Genomic DNA, 16877 nt, shown 5'->3' with positions numbered 1-16877 from the left:
AATGCTCTCGTTAAGGAGCAGCGATGTCAAGAGCGGTGCTCTCTGTAGTGAGAACTGCTCTGCGCCTGAGCGTGTGCGCTCTCAGGATCGCCGGTCGGGGCGGCCGTGAAGTAGTGCCGGGATCACCTCATGGACATGCGTTCCGCATAGGGCGGCCATGGCGGGGTTCGAGGCGCGAGAAGGTTCTTCAGCGGCGCGGCGACGCTCCGGTGACGAGTGGGACCAGGGTCCTGTCGCCGCTCTCCGTCATGAACACCAGCGGTCCCGCCGCCAGGCCGACCAGTGCGGCCACCGCCTTCCTTCCCTGCGCGCGCGCCAGCCCGGTTCCGAGCGCGGCCATGAGCCTGGTGAGGGCCGGCAGCGGGCGGACGAACATCGTGATCTCGGAGATCAGGCCGCTCTCGTCGAGTTTGAGCAGGACCGACTCCTCCATGGTGTGGCCGCCGAGCGTGGTGGTGGCGGCGAGCATGCGGGTCCTGTCGTCGCCGACGTCGGTGTGGTAGCGGAGCTCGCCGATGGTGGCGAAGACGACGCCGAACAGGGCCCTCAGCTCGTCGTGGCCCCGGAATCCGGCCCGGGCGCTGAGCGGGGAGTGGAAGACCACGTCGGGCGCGAGCGTGGACATGAGCGCGTCGAGGTCCTTCTTCTCGCCGGCCTCGCGGTAGCGGAGTGCGTTGTTCATCCTGGGCTCCCTGAAGGGTTAGTCCTGAAAGTGAACTGATACGAGTTCACTTTAGCAACTGACTATGCTGGGGTCATGAACAGGTTCGGGGACATGCATTGCTCAATCGCTCAGGCGGTCGGCGTGATCGGCGAGCCGTGGACGCCGCTGATCCTTCGCGACCTTTTCCTGGGCGTGCGCAGGTTCGACGAGCTCGCCGAGGATCTGGGCATCTCCCGCAACCTGCTGACGGCCAGGCTGGAGCGGCTCGTCGCGGCGGGTGTGGTCGAGAAGCGGCTCTACCAGGAGCGGCCGGTCCGCTACGAATACCACCTGGGCGAGGCGGGCCGGGAGATCGTGCCCGCGCTGATCACGCTGATGGCATGGGGCGACAAGTGGTCGACCCCTCCCGGCGGCCCTCCGGCGCTGCTGCGGCACTCGTGCGGTGAGCTGTTCACGCCCGTGGTCACCTGCCCGCACTGCGGCGGCGAGGCGCGCGCCGACACGATCACCGTGCTGGGAGGCCCCGGCGCGGCCCAGGGCCCCGGGACGATGGTGCTGGCCGCCCCAGGGGCCGAAGGTCTCGGCATCGGAGGCTAGACCTTCTCCGGCACCTCGTTGCCCGCCTCGCGGATCGCCTTGGGCAGGTTGACGGCCGCCAGCAGCGCGCCGCCCAGGATGAAGAAGATCACCAGCGAGATGATGCCGAGCCGGTAGCTGTCGGTCAGCTGTAGCGCCAGGCCCAGCGTGAACGAGCCGAGGAAGGTCGAGCCCTTGTCGCTGATCTCGTAGAGGCTGTAGTACTCGGCCTCCTTGCCACGCGGGATCACGTGCGAGAACAGCGAGCGGGACAGCGCCTGCGTGCCGCCCATGACGATCGCGATGGCGAAGCCCAGCGCGAAGAAGGCCGTGGCCGAGCCCTTGGGCAGGAAGTAGGCCACGCACACGACCGCGGTCCACGCCACCAGCGCGGCCAGCACCACCCGCTTGGCGCCGAACAGCGAGGCCAGACGGCTGAGCAGCAGTGCCCCGCCGAACGCGACGAACTGCACCATGAGGATGGCCGCGATCTGCACGGTCTTGTCCAGTCCGAGCTCCTTGTCGGCGTATGTCGCGGAGAAGGAGATGACGGTCTGCACGCCGTCGTTGTAGAGCAGGTAGGCCACCAGGAAGGCCAGCGTGAGCGGGTAGCGCCGCAGCTCCATCGCCGTCCTGCCGAGCTGGCGGAAGCTGCCCGCGACCGCCCGTCCCGCCGTCTCGCCCCGCTCGGCCGCCGCGCGCCTGTTGCGCAGCCGCAGCAGCGGGATAATCGTGAACCCGCCCCACCACAGCCCCGCCGAGCTCAGCGCGATGCGCGCCGCGGTGCCGCCGTCCAGCCCGAACGACTCCGCCCGCAGGAACAGCACCAGGTGTACGGCCAGCAACAACCCGCCGCCGAGGTAGCCGAAGCCCCAGCCCATGCCCGACACCCTGTCGCGCTCGGCCGGTGTGGCGATCTCGGGCAGGAAGGAGTTGTAGATGACGAACGCGCACGCGAACCCGACGTTGGCGACCAGGAACAGCGCGCCGCCCAGCAGGTAGCGCCCGTCGCTGACGAACCAGAAGCAGACGGTCGCCGCCGCGCCCACCATGGCGAAGAAGCCCATCAGCTCCTTCTTGCGCCCCGTGTGGTCGGCCAGCGCTCCCGCGATCGGCATCAGCACGATCTGCAGCACGGCCGCCACGCCGACCACGAAGGAGTAGTAGGCGCTGGGCCGTACGTCGAAGCCGAGCACGTCCACGTACGGCGCGCCCGCCGCGGCGGTCTCGGCGATGTCGGTCAGGTAGGGCCCGAGGAACACCGTCAGCACGGTGGTGGGGAACGCAGAGTTCGCCCAGTCGTACCAGTACCAGCCGCGCTGTTCTCGGCGGCGGGCGGCGGGGGAGTCGTCGGAGACGTCAGGGGGTGAGGGGACTGCCAAGGCAGGGCTCCTAGGCTGCGAGCTGGCCGGGGTGCCAGAGCCCGCGCCGGTCGAGGACGTCGCGCAGGCCGGAGATGTTGTCGGTCATGATGCCGTCGACACCCAGGTCGAGCAGGTGGTCCATGCGCAGGGTGTCGTTGATGGTCCACACGTGGACCTGCATGCCAAGAGCGTGCGCCGTACGCACGAGGGAGCGGGTGGTGACCCGCAGCCCGCGGAAGCCGACCGGCACCTGCGCGCACGGCACGCCCGAACGGGCCAGGCGGGCGAGGACACGGCCGTACCCCGAGGTGGCGGCCGCGGCGCGCAGGGCCGCGACGCCTCGCGGGCCGAGCGCCGAGCACACCTCGCGGCCCATCGCCGCGCGCGCCCTGACCAGCCGCTCGTCGGAGAAGGAGGTCAGGCAGATCCTGTGGAAGGCGTTCGTCCGCCTGACCACGGCGGCCAGCGGCTCGATCGCGCCGGCCTCCTTGACGTCGATGTTGAACCGCGCCTCGGGGAAGGAACCGAGCAGGTCCTCCAACAGGGGGATGTCGTGCACGCCGCCGATGCGGGCCTGCCTGACGAAGCTGTAGGGCAGGTCGGCGATCCTGCCCCGGCGGTCGGTCACCCTGTCGAGCGTGTGGTCGTGGAAGGCCAGCAGCACGCCGTCGGAGGTGGCGTGCGCGTCGGTCTCCAAGTAGGTGTAGCCGAGCCCGACCGCCCGTTCGAAGGCCGTGGTGGTGTTCTCGAGCCCTTCGAGTGCCCCGCCGCGATGTGCGAAGGCCAGCGGGCCGGGATGATCGAGAAACGCGAATCGACGGCTGAACACAGGCCGAGTATGCCGGTTGTGAGCCCGGCCCGTCATGTCACCCGGGTTACGACTCGGGCAATTTACTCCATTCCTGACGGCGGGCCTCGGACAGCGCGATCGCGGCGGCCACGCCGACGTTGAAGGAGCCGACCCTGCCGACCTGAGGGATGTAGGCAGCGAGGTCGGCGGCGTCGAGCAGGGCGGGGGAGCAGCCGTGGTCCTCGCTGCCGACGACCAGGCACACGTCACGGTCGAGGTTGGTCCTGTGCAAGGGGCGAGCCTCGCCGGTCAGCTCGATCGCGATGACGGTGTAGCCGTCGTCCTTCGCCTCGCGCACCGCGTCGAGCACCGGCACGGCGTCCTTCCACGCCACGAGCCTGTCGGTGCCGAGCGCGGTCTTGCCCGCCTTCGGGTTGGTGGGCGGAGTCGCGTTGCCCGCCAGCCAGATCTGGTCGACGCCGAACGCGGCCGCGCTGCGGAAGATCGAGCCGATGTTGAACGGGCCCGTCACCGACTCGACGATCATCGACAGTCGGTTCTCCGTGCTGCGACGCCATGTGCGGTTGAGCCGCTTGACGTCGGTCGGGCGCAGCTGCTTTCTCATCGGGTCACCTTCAGGATTCGGTACGCGGCGCGGGAGGTGTGGCGGGTCGCCTGCCACCCCTGGTCGGACAGCCAGCGCTGCAGGGAGTCGGAACCGAGGTGCTTCTGCACCACGAGGTAGGCCACCCCGTCGGGGGTCAGCCGGGTCAGCCAGCGGGTCAGCATCTCGTGCATGGCCTGCTTGCCGATGCGGATCGCCGGATTCGACCAGATCGCCGCGAAGCGCACGTCCTCGGGCACCTCGTCGACGTGCACGGGCCGCACCCGGGGGAGGGCGGCGGCCTCGGCGTTGCGCAGGGTCAGCTCCAGCGAGCGGCGGTTGACGTCGACGGCCCACACGTTCGCCTCGGGCGCGCGGGCGGCCATGGTCAGCGCGATGGGACCGTAGCCGCAGCCCAGATCGAGCAGATCGCCCTCCTGCGGGGGCTTCGGCACGCTCTCCAGCAGGATGCGGGTGCCGAGGTCGAGCCGGTCAGGGGAGAAGACGCCCCTGTCGGTCGCCAGCCGCAGGTGAAGGTCGGGCAGGACCAGATCGACGGACGCGGGTCTGCTCGCCGCCTTCGGCTGCTCCTCGAAGTAGTGGGCCACGTGGGAAAACGTTACCGCCCTCAAGGAATGCGATGGCCCAGCAGGATCGCCGCCGCCGCCACGAGCAGGCCGGCGACGATCGCCGCGACGATGAAGTACTGGCTGACCTCCTGGCTGACGGTCTTGAACCCGAGAGAGGTGCCGATCTGCTCGTAGACCTCGCGCAGCTCGGTGCCCGACTCGGCGGCGTAGGCGCGGCCCGAGGTGCCCTCCGACAGTGACTGCAGGGTGGCCTTGTTCACCGGTACGGTCACCGGGCGGCCGTCGATCATGACGGCGCCGTCCTGCGTGCCGTACGCGATGGTCGAGACCGGCACCCGCGCCTGCTTGGCGGCGTCGACGGCCTCGTTCACCGAGCGGCCCGAGGTGTTGTCGCCGTCGGACAGCAGGACGATCGCGGCGGGCGGCGGGTCGGTGGCCGCGCGCTGGTCGAAGGAGCGGATCGACTCCAGCGAGTTGAAGACCGCCTCGCCGATCGCGGTGCCCGGCCTGGTGGCCAGGTTCGCGATCGCGGTCACGACGGCAGGGCGGTCGGTGGTGGGGGAGATGACCACGTTGGCGGAGCGGGCGAAGGAGACCAGGCCCACGTTGAAGCGCTCGGGCAGGCCGCGCACGAACGACTGCGCGGCGGTCTTGGCGGCGGCGATGCGGCTGGGCGGCACGTCGTCGGCGTCCATCGACAGCGACACGTCCAGCGCCACGATGATCGTGGCCCTGTCGCGCGGCACGCGCACCTGGTCGGCGGGCCTGGCCGCGCCGACGACCAGCAGGCTCATCATGATGAGGAACAGCAGGGGGGCCACGTGCCGCCGCCATCCTGGAGCGCTGGGGGCGACCAGGGACAGCAGGGCCAGGTTGGTGAAGCGCACGGTGTAGCGGCGCCGCCTGAACTGCGCGGCCACGTACACCGCGACCACCAGCGCCACCAGGGCGAACAGCCACAGATAGGTCGGCGCGAGGAACGTCACGAATCCTCCCGCTCCTGGGTGCTTGCCGCGCGATCCTCGCTCACGTACCCGCCCTTCGGTGTGCCAGATGCGTCATGCGCCGCTGGCGTAGCGCGAACTGCGCGATGTCGAACACCCAGTCCCTGTCCGTGCGCAGCACCAGGTGGGCCACCCCGGCCCTGCGCAGCGCGGCCCGGGTGCCCTCCCGCTGCAGGGCCGCCGCCTCGGCGTAGGCGGCGCGCACCCGCGGCGAAAGGTGTACGTCGCTTACGTGCCCAGTCTCCGGGTCTGTGAACGCCACGGCACCGACGTCCGGAAGCTCCAGTTCGCGGGGATCCATGACCTCGACCGCGAGCACCTGGTGCCGGGCCGCCAGCCGCCGCATCGGCCGCTCCCATTCGCGCTCGGCGTCGGGGTCGAGGCTCGGACGGGCGTCGAGGAAGTCGGAGACCACCACCCGCAGGCCGTGCCGCCTGCGCATGGCCGCCAGCACGTCGATGCCCTCCGCCAGATCGGGGGCATCGGGCACGGCCCGGCCGCGCGGCGCGTCTAGCAGCGAGTGCAGCAGGCCGTACAGGGCGGGGCGGCCGGTCCTGGCGGGCATCCGGTGCAGAGCGTCGTCGTGCAGGACCAGCGCGCCGAACCGGTCGCCCATCCTGCTGGTCAGGAACCCGATCGCGCCGATCGCCGAGACCACCAGGTCACGCTTGTCGGTGTCGGCGGTGCCGAAGTCCATGCTGGGCGACAGGTCGGCCAGCGCCCACGTCTCCAGCTCCCTGTCGGAGATCAGGTCGCGCACGTGCGGGATCGTCGTGCGGGCGGTCACCGCCCAGTCCATGCGCCGCACGTCGTCCTCACCCGGCACGTACACGCGGCTGTCGCCGGCCTCGCTGCCGGGACCGGGCAGCAGGCCCGCGTGCTGTCCGTGCAGCAGGCCGTCCAGCTTCCTGGTGATCGTCAGCTCGAGCCTGCGCAGCGCCTGCTCGGCCTGGTTCGTCACGACGCCCCCTTCTCCGGCGCGCGGGTCACCTGTTCTGGTTCCAGACCACGAGGGGCGGCGGTACGGCGTGCAGGATCTGCCTGATCACGTGCTCGGGATCGATGCCGTCGGCCAGGGCGTCGAAGGTGAGCATGAGCCGGTGGCCCATCACGTCCACCGCCACGTCGCGCACGTCGTCGGGAAGCAGGTAGTCGCGCCCCCGCAGCACCGCCAGCGCGCGGCCCGCCGCCACCAGACCGAGCGTGGCGCGGGGGCTGACGCCGACCTCGATCGTGTCGGCCAGGTCCGGCATGCCGTACTCGGCGGGCACGCGGGTGGACATCACCAGGCGCACCACGTAGTCGGCGACCAGCTGGTGCACCGAGACCTGCTCGGCCTGCTGCTGCAGGGCGAGCAGCCGCTCGGGGTCGAGGATCCGCTCGGGCACGGGCGGAGCGACGCTCATCCTGTGCAGGATCTCCATCTCCTCGTGCGCGCTCGGGTGCGGCACCCTGACCCTGAACAGGAACCGGTCGCGCTGCACCTCGGGCAGCGGGTAGACGCCCTCCGACTCGATCGGGTTCTGCGTGGCCAGCACGATGAACGGCCTCGGCAGCGGATGCGTGACGCCCGCCAGCGTCACCTGCCGCTCGGCCATCACCTCCAGCAGCGCGGACTGCACCTTCGCCGGCGCGCGGTTGACCTCGTCGGCGAGCAGGAAGTTGACGAACACCGGGCCCAGTTCGACGTCGAACTGCTCGCTCGAGGGGTGGTAGACGCGGGTGCCGACGATGTCGCTCGGCACCAGGTCGGGGGTGAACTGGATGCGGGCGAACGTGCCGCCCACCACGGTGGCCAAGGTGGAGGCGGCCAGCGTCTTGGCCACGCCCGGGACGCCTTCGAGCAGGCAGTGGCCGCGGGCGAGCAGCGCCACCACCAGCCGCTCGACCATATGATCCTGTCCGACGATGACGCGCCGGACCTCCTCAAGGGTCTGACGCAGCACGGCCGCGTCGGTACCCGTCGACAGCTCTTCGGCAGTGCTCATGTGTGCTATTCCACCAAACAAGGCTTATGGGTGCACGACCCGGCGCGCCGGGTATACGTGCTTTGATGACTCGCATGGCCGTTCCGCTGCAGTACGGTGACCCGCCGCGCCTCGGAGGGTTCGCCGTACAGGCCAGGCTGTCCACCGCGCCTGCCGGCCTGGTCTACCTCGGGCAGGCGGCCGACGGCAGGGCGGTGTCGATCGCGCTGCTCACCCGAGGGGCGGCGCTCGACCCCTCGGCCCGCGAACGGTTCGTGACGGCGATCCGCTCCGCCTCAGGAGTGCGCGGGTGGGTCGCCAGGGCCAGGAACAAGAACACGGTCTCCGACGGTCCGACGGTCATCGCGGCGGACCTGGGCCAGGCGCCGTGGGTCGCGGTGCCCTACGTCCCCGGACGGCCGGGCGCCGAGCGCTTCCTGGAGCCCGTGCTGGTGGGCGGCACGCTGATCGGCGAGGTGCACGGGCCCGACTTCGTGCCGTACTGGCTGGCCGACCGCACGCCCGCGCTGCCCGCGCCGCCACGGCCGCGCGCGCCCCTCACCGAGACGCGGACCAGGGTGCTCGCCGCGGCCGCGGTGCTGGTGCTGCTCCTGTTGATGGGAGCGGTGATCGCGCTGCTGCTGTTCGGCGGGGACGACGACAGTTCGCCGATGCCGCGGCCGTTGCCGCCGACGGAGTTCGTGCCGAGCCCGCCGCCGGTGCCCGTCTCACCCGAGCCGCAGGAACCCGACTCGAGCCCCTCGCCCGGCGAGACGGGCAGGAGCACCCCTGGACAGTCGCCCGGCGACGACATGGGCGAGAGCAACCCGATCTGACCCCGCCCTCCGGACTCGCGCGGGCAGGGCGGGCTCCGGCATGACTGGACTCGTGCGTGCGGGCGTCGTGGGGCCGGTCGCCTGCGGGGGGCGCTTCGCGTGTCAGGAGAACTGCTGCCAGGCGAGCCTGGCGACCATCGCCACCACGACGCACAGCAGCACGATGCGGACGAACCCCGTGCCCCGCTTGAGCGCCATGCGGGCACCCACCTGGGCGCCGGCGACGTTGCAGGCCGCCATGCCGAGCCCCAGCGCCCACAGCAGGTGCCCCTGGTAGCCGAAGACCAGCAGCGCGCCGAGGTTCGTCCCGGTGTTGATGATCTTGGCGGTGGCCGACGCGTGGACGAAGTCGAGCCCGAGGATCGTGGTGAACGCGATGATCAGGAACGTTCCCGTGCCCGGCCCCATGATGCCGTCGTAGAACGCGATCAGCACCCCGGCCGCCACGATGGCCGCCCCCACCCTCGCGCGGGTGCGCAGGTGCGGCTGGGGGAGCGCGCCGAACGAAGGGCGCAGGGTGACGAAGGCCGCCACGCCGAGCAGGACGACCATCACCAGAGGGCGCAGGACGTCGGAGGAGATGGCCGCCGCGGCCGACGCCCCGAGCCCCGAGCTCAGTACGGCCAGCACGCCCGCGGGGACGGCCACCTCGCGATCGAGCTTGGTGGTGCGGACGTAGGTGACGGCGGCCGAGGCGGTGCCGAAGATGGCGGCCAGCTTGTTGGTGGCGATCGCCTGGACGGTAGGGACGCCGGCGACCAGGAGGGCGGGAAGCTGGAGAAGCCCGCCGCCACCGACGACGGCGTCGATCCAGCCCGCTCCCGCGGCGGCCACCAGAAGCACGATGACCTGTTCGACGGACACGCCCGCCACTCCCCCCGCTTACGCCACAAAACGCAAAGCAGGCTACATGTCCTGACATTTCCTATACCGCCCGGGTGTGCGGGCCGTGGGTCTGCGCTTCTCGGGCGGCCCGTCTCGCGTCGAGGACGTTTGCCTCAGGCCGATCCGGGCGGCAGAAGGGCGCTGCGCTCCGGTCCGCGCGGGGGGATCGGCGGCGTCGGCGATCGGTCTCTGCGATGGCGGTGAGCGCACCCCCGAAGGGATTCGCCCGATGTGGTCCGCTCGTCCTCCTCGGGGCGATGGCGGGCGTGAATCCTCGGGGTGATGGCGGGCATGAATTCCCGGGGTGATGGCGGGCATGAATTCCCGGGGCGATGGTGAGGGGCCGATGTCCTCGGAGGGGTTGGGGCGGGGATCCGGTCCCGGCGCGGCCCATCTTGCGCGCCGGGACCGGTGTGGGCGCCCGCTGTGACCCGCGAGCGCCCCGCCATACCCCCCGTTGGATCAGCTCCGGATCAGCTCCCGAAGGGCCCGCCATGCGGAGGGCCGACCTCGGTGGCCACGTGGAGTCCGAGAAGCCGGTCACGCCCTCTTCCCGTCCCGTGAGCCCCGGAACGTGCTGGCCCGTGAGCCCCGGAACGTGCTGGCCCGTGAGCCCCGGAACGTGCTGGCCCGTGAGCCCGGGAAAGTTCCTGGCCCGTAAGTCCCGGAACGTCCTGGCCCGTAAGTCCCGAGAACCCCGGAACGTCCTGGGAACCAGCTGGAAAGTCCTGGACGCCACGGAAAGGCGTCCATGGGCTCAGGCGGGTGTGAGGGTGCGCTTCCTGCCGGCGAAGATGTCGTCGATCAGCCCGTAGGTGCGGGCCTGCTCGGCCGTCATGAACCGGTCCCGCTCGATGTCCTTGCGGATGTCGAGCGGCGTCCGGCCCGTGTGCCTGGCCAGGATCTCCTCCTGCTGGTCGCGCATCCGCAGGATCTCCCGCGCGTGGATCTCCAGGTCGCTCGACTGCCCCCTGCTGCCGCCCTCGGTGGCGGGCTGGTGGATCAGGATGCGCGCGTGCGGCAGCGCCGCCCGCTTGCCGGGGGTGCCCGCCGCCAGCAGGACCGCCGCCGCGGAGCTGGCCTCGCCGATGCACACCGTCTGGATCTCCGGCCTGACGTACTGCATCGTGTCGTAGATCGCGGTCATCGCGGTGAAGGAGCCGCCGGGCGAGTTGATGTAGAGCTGGATGTCCCGGTCGGGGTCGAGCGACTCGAGGGTGAGCAGCTGCGCCATCACGTCGTTGGCCGAGGTGTCGTCGATCGGCGTGCCGATGAAGATGATCCGGTCCTCGAACAGCTTGTTGTACGGATTCATCTCCTTGACGCCGTAGCTGGTCCGCTCGACGAAGGACGGCAGCACGTAACGAGCGTTCATCGCTTGATCACTCCGGCGGCGTGGGTGACGACATGGTCGACGAATCCGTACTCCTTGGCCTCCTGGGCGGTGAACCAGCGGTCCCTGTCGGAGTCCTCGCGGATGCGCTCCAGCGGCTGGCCGGTGTGCTGGGAGATCAGCTCGGCCATCAGCTTCTTGGTGTAGAGCAGGTTCTCCGCCTGGATCTGGATGTCGCTCGCGGTGCCGCCGATGCCACCGAGGGGCTGGTGCATGACGACTCTCGCGTGGGGAAGCGCGTAGCGCTTGCCGGGCGTGCCGCCGCTCAGCAGGAACTGCCCCATGGAGGCGGCGAAGCCCATCGCGACCGTCGCCACGTCGCAGGGGACGAAGTGCATCATGTCGTAAAGCGCCATCCCGGCCGAAATCGAGCCGCCGGGCGAATTGATGTAAAGAGTGACGTCGCTGACCGGGTCTTCGGCCGCCAGCAAAAGCAGCTCACCGCACAGGCGATTGCAAATGTCGTCGTCGACCTCCTGGCCGAGAACGATAATGCGCTCCTTCAGCAGGCGCTGGCTGAGCTGCTCAGGCCAGGCCGTGCGAGTGGTCTCCGTCATGCGTCCACCTTTCTCTCGCGTTACGAATAGGACGCTATCGAGAAGGCTCGAATTTCGGTGGCGACTTTCTCCGTGAGCATATTTCGCTAAAAGCACATTCTGCTGGGAGTGAATAGACGTCGACATAGAATGGGATCTGTGAGATGGAGACTCCTCGCCCGACGGTGGGCCTGCCTGATCCTCGGCGGGGCGCTGCTGATGCCGTACATGATGATCGGGGTGCTGGCCAGCGGCACGCTCGCCGGCCGCGGCAGCGTGACGCAGCTGCTCTTCCCCGTCGACGTGCTGGTCTACGTGGGCGTGCTGCCGCTGGTCGCGGTGACGGGCCTGTTCCTGCCGCTGCGGGCCTTCGAGGTGTCGGCGGCCGAGGGGCTGCTCGGCGCGAAGGTCGACCCGCTGCCCGGGGGGCGGCGCACCTGGGGGGAGCGGCGGCGCACCGCGCTGTGGTTCACGCTGCACCTCGCGGTCGGCGGGCTGATGAGCGGCATCACGCTGGCGGTCGTGCCGTTCGTCGTGTGGCTGCTCGCGGTGCCGTTCACCGGCGACACGCTCGGGATCCTCGGCCACGCCGCGCCGCTGGCGTGGATGCCCGTGGCGGGGCTGGCCTTCGCGGTGGCCCTGGTCGCCCTGGTGGCGGGCGCGGGCGCGCTGCTGGCCAGGCTGGCGCCCAGGCTCCTCGGACCCTCGCCCGGCGACCGGCTCGCCGTCGCCGAGCAGCAGGCCCGCAAGCTGGCGGAGCGCAACAGGCTCGCCCGCGAACTGCACGACTCGGTCGGCCACGCGCTGAGCGTCGTGACGCTGCAGGCCGCCGCGGCGAGCAGGGTCCTCGAGCGCGACCCCGCGACCGCGAGGACGGCGCTCGAGGCGATCGAGCAGTCGGCGAGGGCCGCGCTCGAGGACCTCGACCACGTGCTCGGCGTGCTGAGGGAGGACGTCCAGGCGCGCGCCCCTCAGGCCACGCTCGCCGACCTCGACGAGCTGATCCGCACTTCGGGCGCCGACGTCCGGCGCGAGGTCGGCGACCTGTCCGCCGTGCCCGCCGTGGTCTCGCGCGAGGCCTACAGGATCGTGCAGGAGGCGCTGACCAACGCCATCAAACACGGTCAGGGCGAGGTACGGCTGGCCGCCGCCGTACAGGACGACCAGCTGAGCATCGAGGTCACCAACGCCCCGTCGGCCGCGGCCGGAAGGGGCGGCGGGCGGGGGGTGGCGGGCATGAGGGAGCGGGTCGGGCTCCTGCGCGGCACCCTCCACGCGGGCCCGGGCGAGCAGGGCGAGTGGCAGGTGAAGGTACGGCTGCCGCTACGGTCGGGGGCGTGATGCTGAAGGTCGTGATAGCCGATGACGAGGACCTCATCCGCACCGGGCTGCGGATCATCGTCGACTCCGAGCAGGATCTCACCGTCGTCGGTGAGGCCGCTGACGGCGCCGAGGTCCTGCCCGTGGTCCGGAGGGAGCGCCCCGACGTGGTGCTGATGGACGTGCGGATGCCGCGCGTCGACGGCATCCAGGCCACCAGGCAGCTGGTCGCGCTGCCCGAGCCGCCCAAGGTGCTCGTCGTGACGACGTTCGAGAACGACGACTACGTCTACGACGCGCTGCGGGCGGGCGCGAACGGGTTCCTGCTCAAGCGCACCAGGCCCGACGACCTGGTGCGGGCCATCAGGGTGGTCGCGGCCAACGACACGCTGCTGTTCCCCGCGGCCATCAGGGAGCTCGCGGCGCGTAGGAGGCCCGCGACCGAGGTGCCGGGCATCGGCAGGCTGACCGGTCGCGAGGGCGATGTGCTGCGGCTGATGACCAGGGGACTGTCCAACGGCGAGATCGCCGCCGAGCTGGTGGTCAGCCAGGAGACGGTGAAGACGCACGTCGGCAACGTGCTCACCAAGCTCGGCGCCCGCGACCGCACCCAGGCCGTGATCGCCGCCTACGAGTCAGGCTTCGTCTCCCCAGGTTGACAGGATCTCGGCGGCGGGCAGCGCCGTGCAGTCCGCCGCGCTCCTGCCGGTCGCCCTGAGGTGGGCGTCGACCAGGCGCAGTCCCGCGGCGTAGCCCGCGAGGTCGGGAATGCCGCGCGGCTCCTGACCGAACCTCGCCACGGCCGTGTCGCCGAGCACGTAGGCGGGCGTGACGCCCATGCCCTGCAGGCCGAGGTCGGCGACGATCCTGCCGAACACCTCGTCGTCGAGCGGGCGGGCCGACCACGGCCCCATCGCCTCGGGGCCCGACAGCTCGCGCACGAACGCCTCCGCCAGGCCCTCGGCGATGACGTGCTCGCCGACGGTGACGGTCGCGGGGTTCCATTCGACGTTGCGGTAGCGGACGTTGTGGTGGAACTCGTGCACCGCGCAGTGTGCGATCCTGCCGATGACGTCGTCGTCGGGCCAGGCGATGAGGTAGAGCCAGTCGCCCGCGCCGCCCATGCCGTAGTAACCGCCCGTGACGTTCATGAGGTACTCGTCGTCGGGGTCGCCCATGACGAACATCACCTGGATGGTGTCGGGACCGTTGAAGTCCCGCAGGGCGCCGGCGGCCTTGGCGAGCGTGCGTTCGATCTGCCCGCGGACGTCCTGGTCGATGAGCCTCTGTACGGCGGGCAGGTACCGCGGGTCGTCGCGGTCGACGCGGAAGCCCGCGCCCCGGTGGTGGATGTCGACGATGTCGCCGGGCATGGGGATGGCCGAGCGCATCGGGGCGAGCATGGCGGACAGGAGGGCGGGGCGCTCGTCGAGCGGTCCGCGCAGGAGGTCCGCCATGGCCCGGAAGGTGTCGTGGACGATGATTTCCATGGTGGGACGCTAGGGGCTCCCGTTACGTGAGGCTCAAGACCCTGACGGGCGATGCGGGCGGGCCGGGGAGAATGGGGGCATGCGTGCCAGCCGCCTGCTCTCCCTCCTCCTGCTGCTGCAGACGCGTGGCCGCATGACCGCCACCGAGCTGGCCGAGGAGCTGGAGGTGTCGATCAGGACCGTCTACCGCGACGTCGAGGCCCTGTCGTCGGCGGGCGTTCCCGTCTACGCCGACCGCGGCCCCACCGGGGGCTACCAGCTCCTGGACGGCTACCGCACCAGGCTCAACGGCCTGACCGCCGCCGAAGCCTCCTCGCTCTTCCTCGCGGGACTCCCGGGACCCGCGGCCGAGCTGGGCCTGGCGGAGGTGGCGGCCAACGCCGAGCTGAAGCTGCTGGCCGCCCTCCCGCCCGAGCCGCGCTCACAGGCCGCGAGGATGCGCGAGCGCTTCCACCTCGACGTGCCCAGCTGGTACCGCAACGCCGACGACGTCCCCCACCTGAGCGAGGTCGCCGAGGCGGTGTGGGACCAGCGGCCGCTCCGCATGACCTACCGGCGCTGGGGGCAGCAGGTGGTGGACCGGGTGATCCATCCGTACGGGCTGGTGCTCAAGGGCGGCTCCTGGTACATGGTCGCCGCCCCGCCCGGCGGCTCCCCGCGTACCTACAGGGTCTCCCGCGTCCTCACCGTGGAGACGCTCAACGGCTCCTTCGAGCGGCCCCAGGGCTTCGACCTGGCCGGGTTCTGGCAGCTGTACGCCAAGGAGTTCCGCGAGAAGATGTACAAGGCCGAGGCCGTCATCAGGGTCGCGCCCGGCGCGGAGGGCCTGCTCGACTACACGATGAGCACCACGATCGACCTTCCTGAGCCCGATCAGGACGGCTGGCGCACGGTCACGGTGCCCATCGAGTCGATCCCCCACGCCCGCTGGCTGCTGCTGCGGATGGGCGCGAGCGTCGAGGTGCTGGCTCCGGCCGAGTTGCGGGACCTGATGCGCGACACGGTGGCCGAACTGGGCAGGATGTACGGTCCATGAGCGACCCGGGTCTCATGAAGGCGTGAATACCGCGCAGGTTGGATGCCATCGTCGACCCAGCGATCTACGGTGGGCGACGTGAGCAGATTCGCCCTGGTCGGCTGCACGGCCGTCGCCGTGATCGTCTCCACGGTCATGGCGCTCGGCAACCAGCCGCACGCCCGCCCGCTCGACGCGCTCGGTCACGTCCTGCTGGCCGGAGGCGCGATCGGCCTGGCATGGCTGAAGGACAGGCCCGTGGTGAGCGTGGCGGTCTGCGGCGCGGCCGCGGCCGCGGTGTTCGCCCTCGGCTACGCCTACGCGCTGTGGGCCGTGCCGCCGCTGATGGCGGTGTTCGCCGCGATCGCCGCGGACGACAGGCGGGCGGGCTGGGCGGGCGCGGGACTGCTCGTCGCGGTTCCGGCCGCGGGTGTCGCGCTCGACCCCGAGCTGGGCAACCTGGCGGTGCTGCTGGTGTGGACGCTGGTCGTGGTCCTGGTCGCCCAGCTGGGCGAGGCGTCGAGGGCCAGACGCGGCTACATCGCCGAGCTGGAGCGCACCCGCGAGGAGGAGGCGCGCAGACGGGCCCGCGACGAACGGCTCAAGATCGCGAGGGAGCTGCACGACGTCACCTCCCACACCGTCTCCCTCATCGCGCTGCAGGCGGCCGTCGCCGCCGAGGCCGTCGACCGCGCGGGCGGGCCCGCCGAGGCCCGCGCCGCGCTCGGCGTCATCAGGAGCGCGAGCCGCGAGGCCATGGCCGAGATGAAGGGACTGCTCGGGGTGCTGCGCGAAGGCTCCGAGCACAGGGCTCCGATGCCGGGCCTCGACGGGCTGCGGGAGCTCGCCGCGACCGCGGGAGTGCCGGTGAGCGTCGAGGTGAGCGGCGAGCGGCGGCCGCTGTCCCCGGCGGTGGAGCTGACGGCCTACCGGGTGGTCCAGGAGGCGCTGACGAACATCGCGCGGCACGCCAGGGCGGCCGCGGCGACCGTGACGCTGCGCTTCGAGCGCGGTGGAGTGGTCGTGGAGGTCACCGACGACGGGCACGGCGTGGGCGGCGGCTCGCCCGCGGGGCACGGGCTCGTGGGCATGGCCGAGCGCGTGGCCGCCGTCGGCGGCACGCTCAGCACCGGCGACAGGCCGGAGGGCGGATTCGGCGTGGCCGCGTGGCTCCCGGCGTGATCACCGTGCTGCTGGCCGACGACCAGCCACTCGTCAGGGCGGGGCTGCGCGCCCTGCTGGACACCGAGAGCGACCTGTCGGTGCTGGGGGAGGCCGCCGACGGCCGCGAGGCCGTACGCCAGGCCGCGGCGCTCAGACCCGACGTGGTGCTGATGGACATCAGGATGCCGGAGCTTGACGGCCTCGAGGCCACCCGCAGGATCGTCGGCGCGCGCACCTCGAGGGTGGTCGTGGTCACCACCTTCGACCTCGACGAGTACGTCTACGAGGCGCTGCGGGCGGGCGCGAGCGGCTTCCTGGTGAAGGACGCCGAGCCCGGTGAGCTGCGCCAGGCCGTCAGGGTGGCGGCGAGGGGCGACGCCCTGCTGTCACCCGGCGTGACGCGGCGGCTCATCGAGCGGTTCGCGGCCACGGCGGCACCCAGGGACGAGCCCAGGCTCGGGGCGCTCACGCCGAGGGAGCGCGAGGTGCTGGGCAGGATCGCGCAGGGGCAGAACAACGGGCAGATCGCCGAGACGCTGTTCATGAGCCCCGCGACGGTGAAGACGCACGTGAACCGGATCATGGCCAAGCTGGGCCTGCACGACAGGGCGCAGCTCGTCGTTCTGGCCTATGAGAGCGGGCTGATCCGCCCCGGCGGCGTATGATCGCTCGCGTGACG

General features: G+C 71.2%; 19 protein-coding genes. 7 read left to right on the top strand and 12 right to left on the bottom strand.

The genetic code is table 11. The features are described 5' to 3' along the window. Positions 1-187: 187 nt before the first annotated feature. Entirely contained in the window at positions 188-682 is a 495-nt protein-coding gene (locus ACFSKW_RS02590) for a nuclear transport factor 2 family protein (protein WP_379568668.1), read from the bottom strand. A gap of 75 nt (positions 683-757) precedes the next feature. On the opposite strand from ACFSKW_RS02590, the gene ACFSKW_RS02585 reads away from it, so the two are divergent. Continuing rightward, positions 758-1261, top strand: coding sequence for a winged helix-turn-helix transcriptional regulator (locus ACFSKW_RS02585; protein ID WP_379568666.1), 504 nt, complete (start codon positions 758-760; stop codon positions 1259-1261). Here ACFSKW_RS02585 and ACFSKW_RS02580 read toward each other — a convergent pair. The 7 genes from ACFSKW_RS02580 to ACFSKW_RS02550 are packed head-to-tail and all read right to left on the bottom strand — an operon-like array spanning position 1258 to position 7580. Further along, positions 1258-2622 (bottom strand): MFS transporter, encoded by a 1365-nt coding sequence (locus ACFSKW_RS02580; protein WP_379568664.1) that lies wholly within the window; start codon positions 2620-2622, stop codon positions 1258-1260. The genes ACFSKW_RS02585 and ACFSKW_RS02580 overlap by 4 nt on opposite strands. A gap of 10 nt (positions 2623-2632) precedes the next feature. Continuing rightward, positions 2633-3469, bottom strand: a complete 837-nt coding sequence (locus tag ACFSKW_RS02575) for a glycerophosphodiester phosphodiesterase family protein (RefSeq protein ID WP_379568662.1) — start codon at positions 3467-3469, stop codon at positions 2633-2635. 10 nt (positions 3470-3479) lie between these two features. Further along, positions 3480-4019, bottom strand: a complete 540-nt coding sequence (locus tag ACFSKW_RS02570) for a TrmH family RNA methyltransferase (RefSeq protein ID WP_379568660.1) — start codon at positions 4017-4019, stop codon at positions 3480-3482. Then, on the bottom strand, positions 4016-4606 hold the full coding sequence (locus ACFSKW_RS02565) for a class I SAM-dependent methyltransferase (protein WP_379568658.1): 591 nt from the start codon (positions 4604-4606) through the stop codon (positions 4016-4018). The genes ACFSKW_RS02570 and ACFSKW_RS02565 overlap by 4 nt, the downstream gene beginning before the upstream one ends. A gap of 20 nt (positions 4607-4626) precedes the next feature. Next, on the bottom strand, positions 4627-5574 hold the full coding sequence (locus ACFSKW_RS02560; protein WP_379568656.1) for a VWA domain-containing protein: 948 nt from the start codon (positions 5572-5574) through the stop codon (positions 4627-4629). Positions 5575-5614: 40 nt separating this feature from the next. Beyond that, positions 5615-6553, bottom strand: coding sequence for a DUF58 domain-containing protein (locus ACFSKW_RS02555; protein WP_379568654.1), 939 nt, complete (start codon positions 6551-6553; stop codon positions 5615-5617). A gap of 25 nt (positions 6554-6578) precedes the next feature. Next, the gene (locus ACFSKW_RS02550; RefSeq protein ID WP_379568652.1) at positions 6579-7580 is read right to left on the bottom strand and encodes an AAA family ATPase; all 1002 of its coding nucleotides are present in this window, start codon (positions 7578-7580) and stop codon (positions 6579-6581) included. Positions 7581-7654: 74 nt separating this feature from the next. On the opposite strand from ACFSKW_RS02550, the gene ACFSKW_RS02545 reads away from it, so the two are divergent. Then, positions 7655-8395 (top strand): hypothetical protein, encoded by a 741-nt coding sequence (locus ACFSKW_RS02545; protein WP_379568650.1) that lies wholly within the window; start codon positions 7655-7657, stop codon positions 8393-8395. 102 nt (positions 8396-8497) lie between these two features. On the opposite strand, the gene ACFSKW_RS02540 is transcribed toward ACFSKW_RS02545, so the two are convergent. The 3 genes from ACFSKW_RS02540 to ACFSKW_RS02530 form a co-directional block, all read right to left on the bottom strand. Continuing rightward, entirely contained in the window at positions 8498-9259 is a 762-nt protein-coding gene (locus ACFSKW_RS02540) for a TSUP family transporter (RefSeq protein ID WP_379568648.1), read from the bottom strand. A 778-nt stretch (positions 9260-10037) separates the two neighbouring features. Beyond that, entirely contained in the window at positions 10038-10655 is a 618-nt protein-coding gene (locus tag ACFSKW_RS02535; RefSeq protein WP_379568646.1) for an ATP-dependent Clp protease proteolytic subunit, read from the bottom strand. Further along, entirely contained in the window at positions 10652-11230 is a 579-nt protein-coding gene (locus ACFSKW_RS02530; protein ID WP_379568644.1) for a ClpP family protease, read from the bottom strand. The genes ACFSKW_RS02535 and ACFSKW_RS02530 overlap by 4 nt, the downstream gene beginning before the upstream one ends. Before the next feature lie 138 nt (positions 11231-11368). Between ACFSKW_RS02530 and ACFSKW_RS02525 the strand changes: the two genes are divergently transcribed. Then, a complete protein-coding gene (locus ACFSKW_RS02525) occupies positions 11369-12550 on the top strand; it encodes a sensor histidine kinase (protein WP_379568642.1) in 1182 nt (393 codons plus the stop codon). After that, positions 12550-13188, top strand: a complete 639-nt coding sequence (locus ACFSKW_RS02520) for a response regulator transcription factor (RefSeq protein ID WP_379569177.1) — start codon at positions 12550-12552, stop codon at positions 13186-13188. The genes ACFSKW_RS02525 and ACFSKW_RS02520 overlap by 1 nt, the downstream gene beginning before the upstream one ends. Here ACFSKW_RS02520 and ACFSKW_RS02515 read toward each other — a convergent pair. Then, positions 13165-14019 carry a DUF2268 domain-containing putative Zn-dependent protease gene (locus ACFSKW_RS02515; protein ID WP_379568640.1) on the bottom strand — a complete coding sequence of 285 codons (855 nt, stop codon included), beginning with the start codon at positions 14017-14019 and terminating at the stop codon, positions 13165-13167. The two genes, ACFSKW_RS02520 and ACFSKW_RS02515, sit on opposite strands and share 24 nt — an antisense overlap. 79 nt (positions 14020-14098) lie before the next feature. Between ACFSKW_RS02515 and ACFSKW_RS02510 the strand changes: the two genes are divergently transcribed. The 3 genes from ACFSKW_RS02510 (at position 14099) to ACFSKW_RS02500 (ending at position 16863) form a co-directional block, all read left to right on the top strand. Then, positions 14099-15055: a helix-turn-helix transcriptional regulator gene (locus ACFSKW_RS02510; RefSeq protein WP_379568638.1), complete on the top strand. Its 957-nt coding sequence runs from the start codon at positions 14099-14101 to the stop codon at positions 15053-15055. Positions 15056-15133: 78 nt separating this feature from the next. Further along, on the top strand, positions 15134-16216 hold the full coding sequence (locus tag ACFSKW_RS02505) for a sensor histidine kinase (protein ID WP_379568636.1): 1083 nt from the start codon (positions 15134-15136) through the stop codon (positions 16214-16216). Then, positions 16213-16863 (top strand): response regulator, encoded by a 651-nt coding sequence (locus ACFSKW_RS02500; RefSeq protein ID WP_379569175.1) that lies wholly within the window; start codon positions 16213-16215, stop codon positions 16861-16863. Before ACFSKW_RS02505 ends, ACFSKW_RS02500 begins: the two co-directional genes overlap by 4 nt. Positions 16864-16877 lie beyond the last annotated feature (14 nt).

This window comes from Nonomuraea mangrovi, assembly GCF_042681425.1.
GTDB lineage: Bacteria > Actinomycetota > Actinomycetes > Streptosporangiales > Streptosporangiaceae > Nonomuraea > Nonomuraea mangrovi.
Note: the sequence above shows the minus strand (reverse complement) of the source record. Positions and strands in the feature narration are given on the sequence as shown.

Bases quoted from the DNA above. Each gene is read 5' to 3' on its own strand.
- ACFSKW_RS02590 (WP_379568668.1), bottom strand. From the start codon at position 682: ATGAACAACGCACTCCGCTACCGCGAGGCCGGCGAGAAGAAGGACCTC.
- ACFSKW_RS02585 (WP_379568666.1), top strand. From the start codon at position 758: ATGAACAGGTTCGGGGACATGCATTGCTCAATCGCTCAGGCGGTCGGC.
- ACFSKW_RS02575 (WP_379568662.1), bottom strand. From the start codon at position 3,469: ATGACGGGCCGGGCTCACAACCGGCATACTCGGCCTGTGTTCAGCCGT.
- ACFSKW_RS02570 (WP_379568660.1), bottom strand. From the start codon at position 4,019: ATGAGAAAGCAGCTGCGCCCGACCGACGTCAAGCGGCTCAACCGCACA.
- ACFSKW_RS02550 (WP_379568652.1), bottom strand. From the start codon at position 7,580: ATGAGCACTGCCGAAGAGCTGTCGACGGGTACCGACGCGGCCGTGCTG.
- ACFSKW_RS02545 (WP_379568650.1), top strand. From the start codon at position 7,655: ATGGCCGTTCCGCTGCAGTACGGTGACCCGCCGCGCCTCGGAGGGTTC.
- ACFSKW_RS02535 (WP_379568646.1), bottom strand. From the start codon at position 10,655: ATGAACGCTCGTTACGTGCTGCCGTCCTTCGTCGAGCGGACCAGCTAC.
- ACFSKW_RS02530 (WP_379568644.1), bottom strand. From the start codon at position 11,230: ATGACGGAGACCACTCGCACGGCCTGGCCTGAGCAGCTCAGCCAGCGC.
- ACFSKW_RS02520 (WP_379569177.1), top strand. From the start codon at position 12,550: ATGCTGAAGGTCGTGATAGCCGATGACGAGGACCTCATCCGCACCGGG.
- ACFSKW_RS02515 (WP_379568640.1), bottom strand. From the start codon at position 14,019: ATGGAAATCATCGTCCACGACACCTTCCGGGCCATGGCGGACCTCCTG.
- ACFSKW_RS02510 (WP_379568638.1), top strand. From the start codon at position 14,099: ATGCGTGCCAGCCGCCTGCTCTCCCTCCTCCTGCTGCTGCAGACGCGT.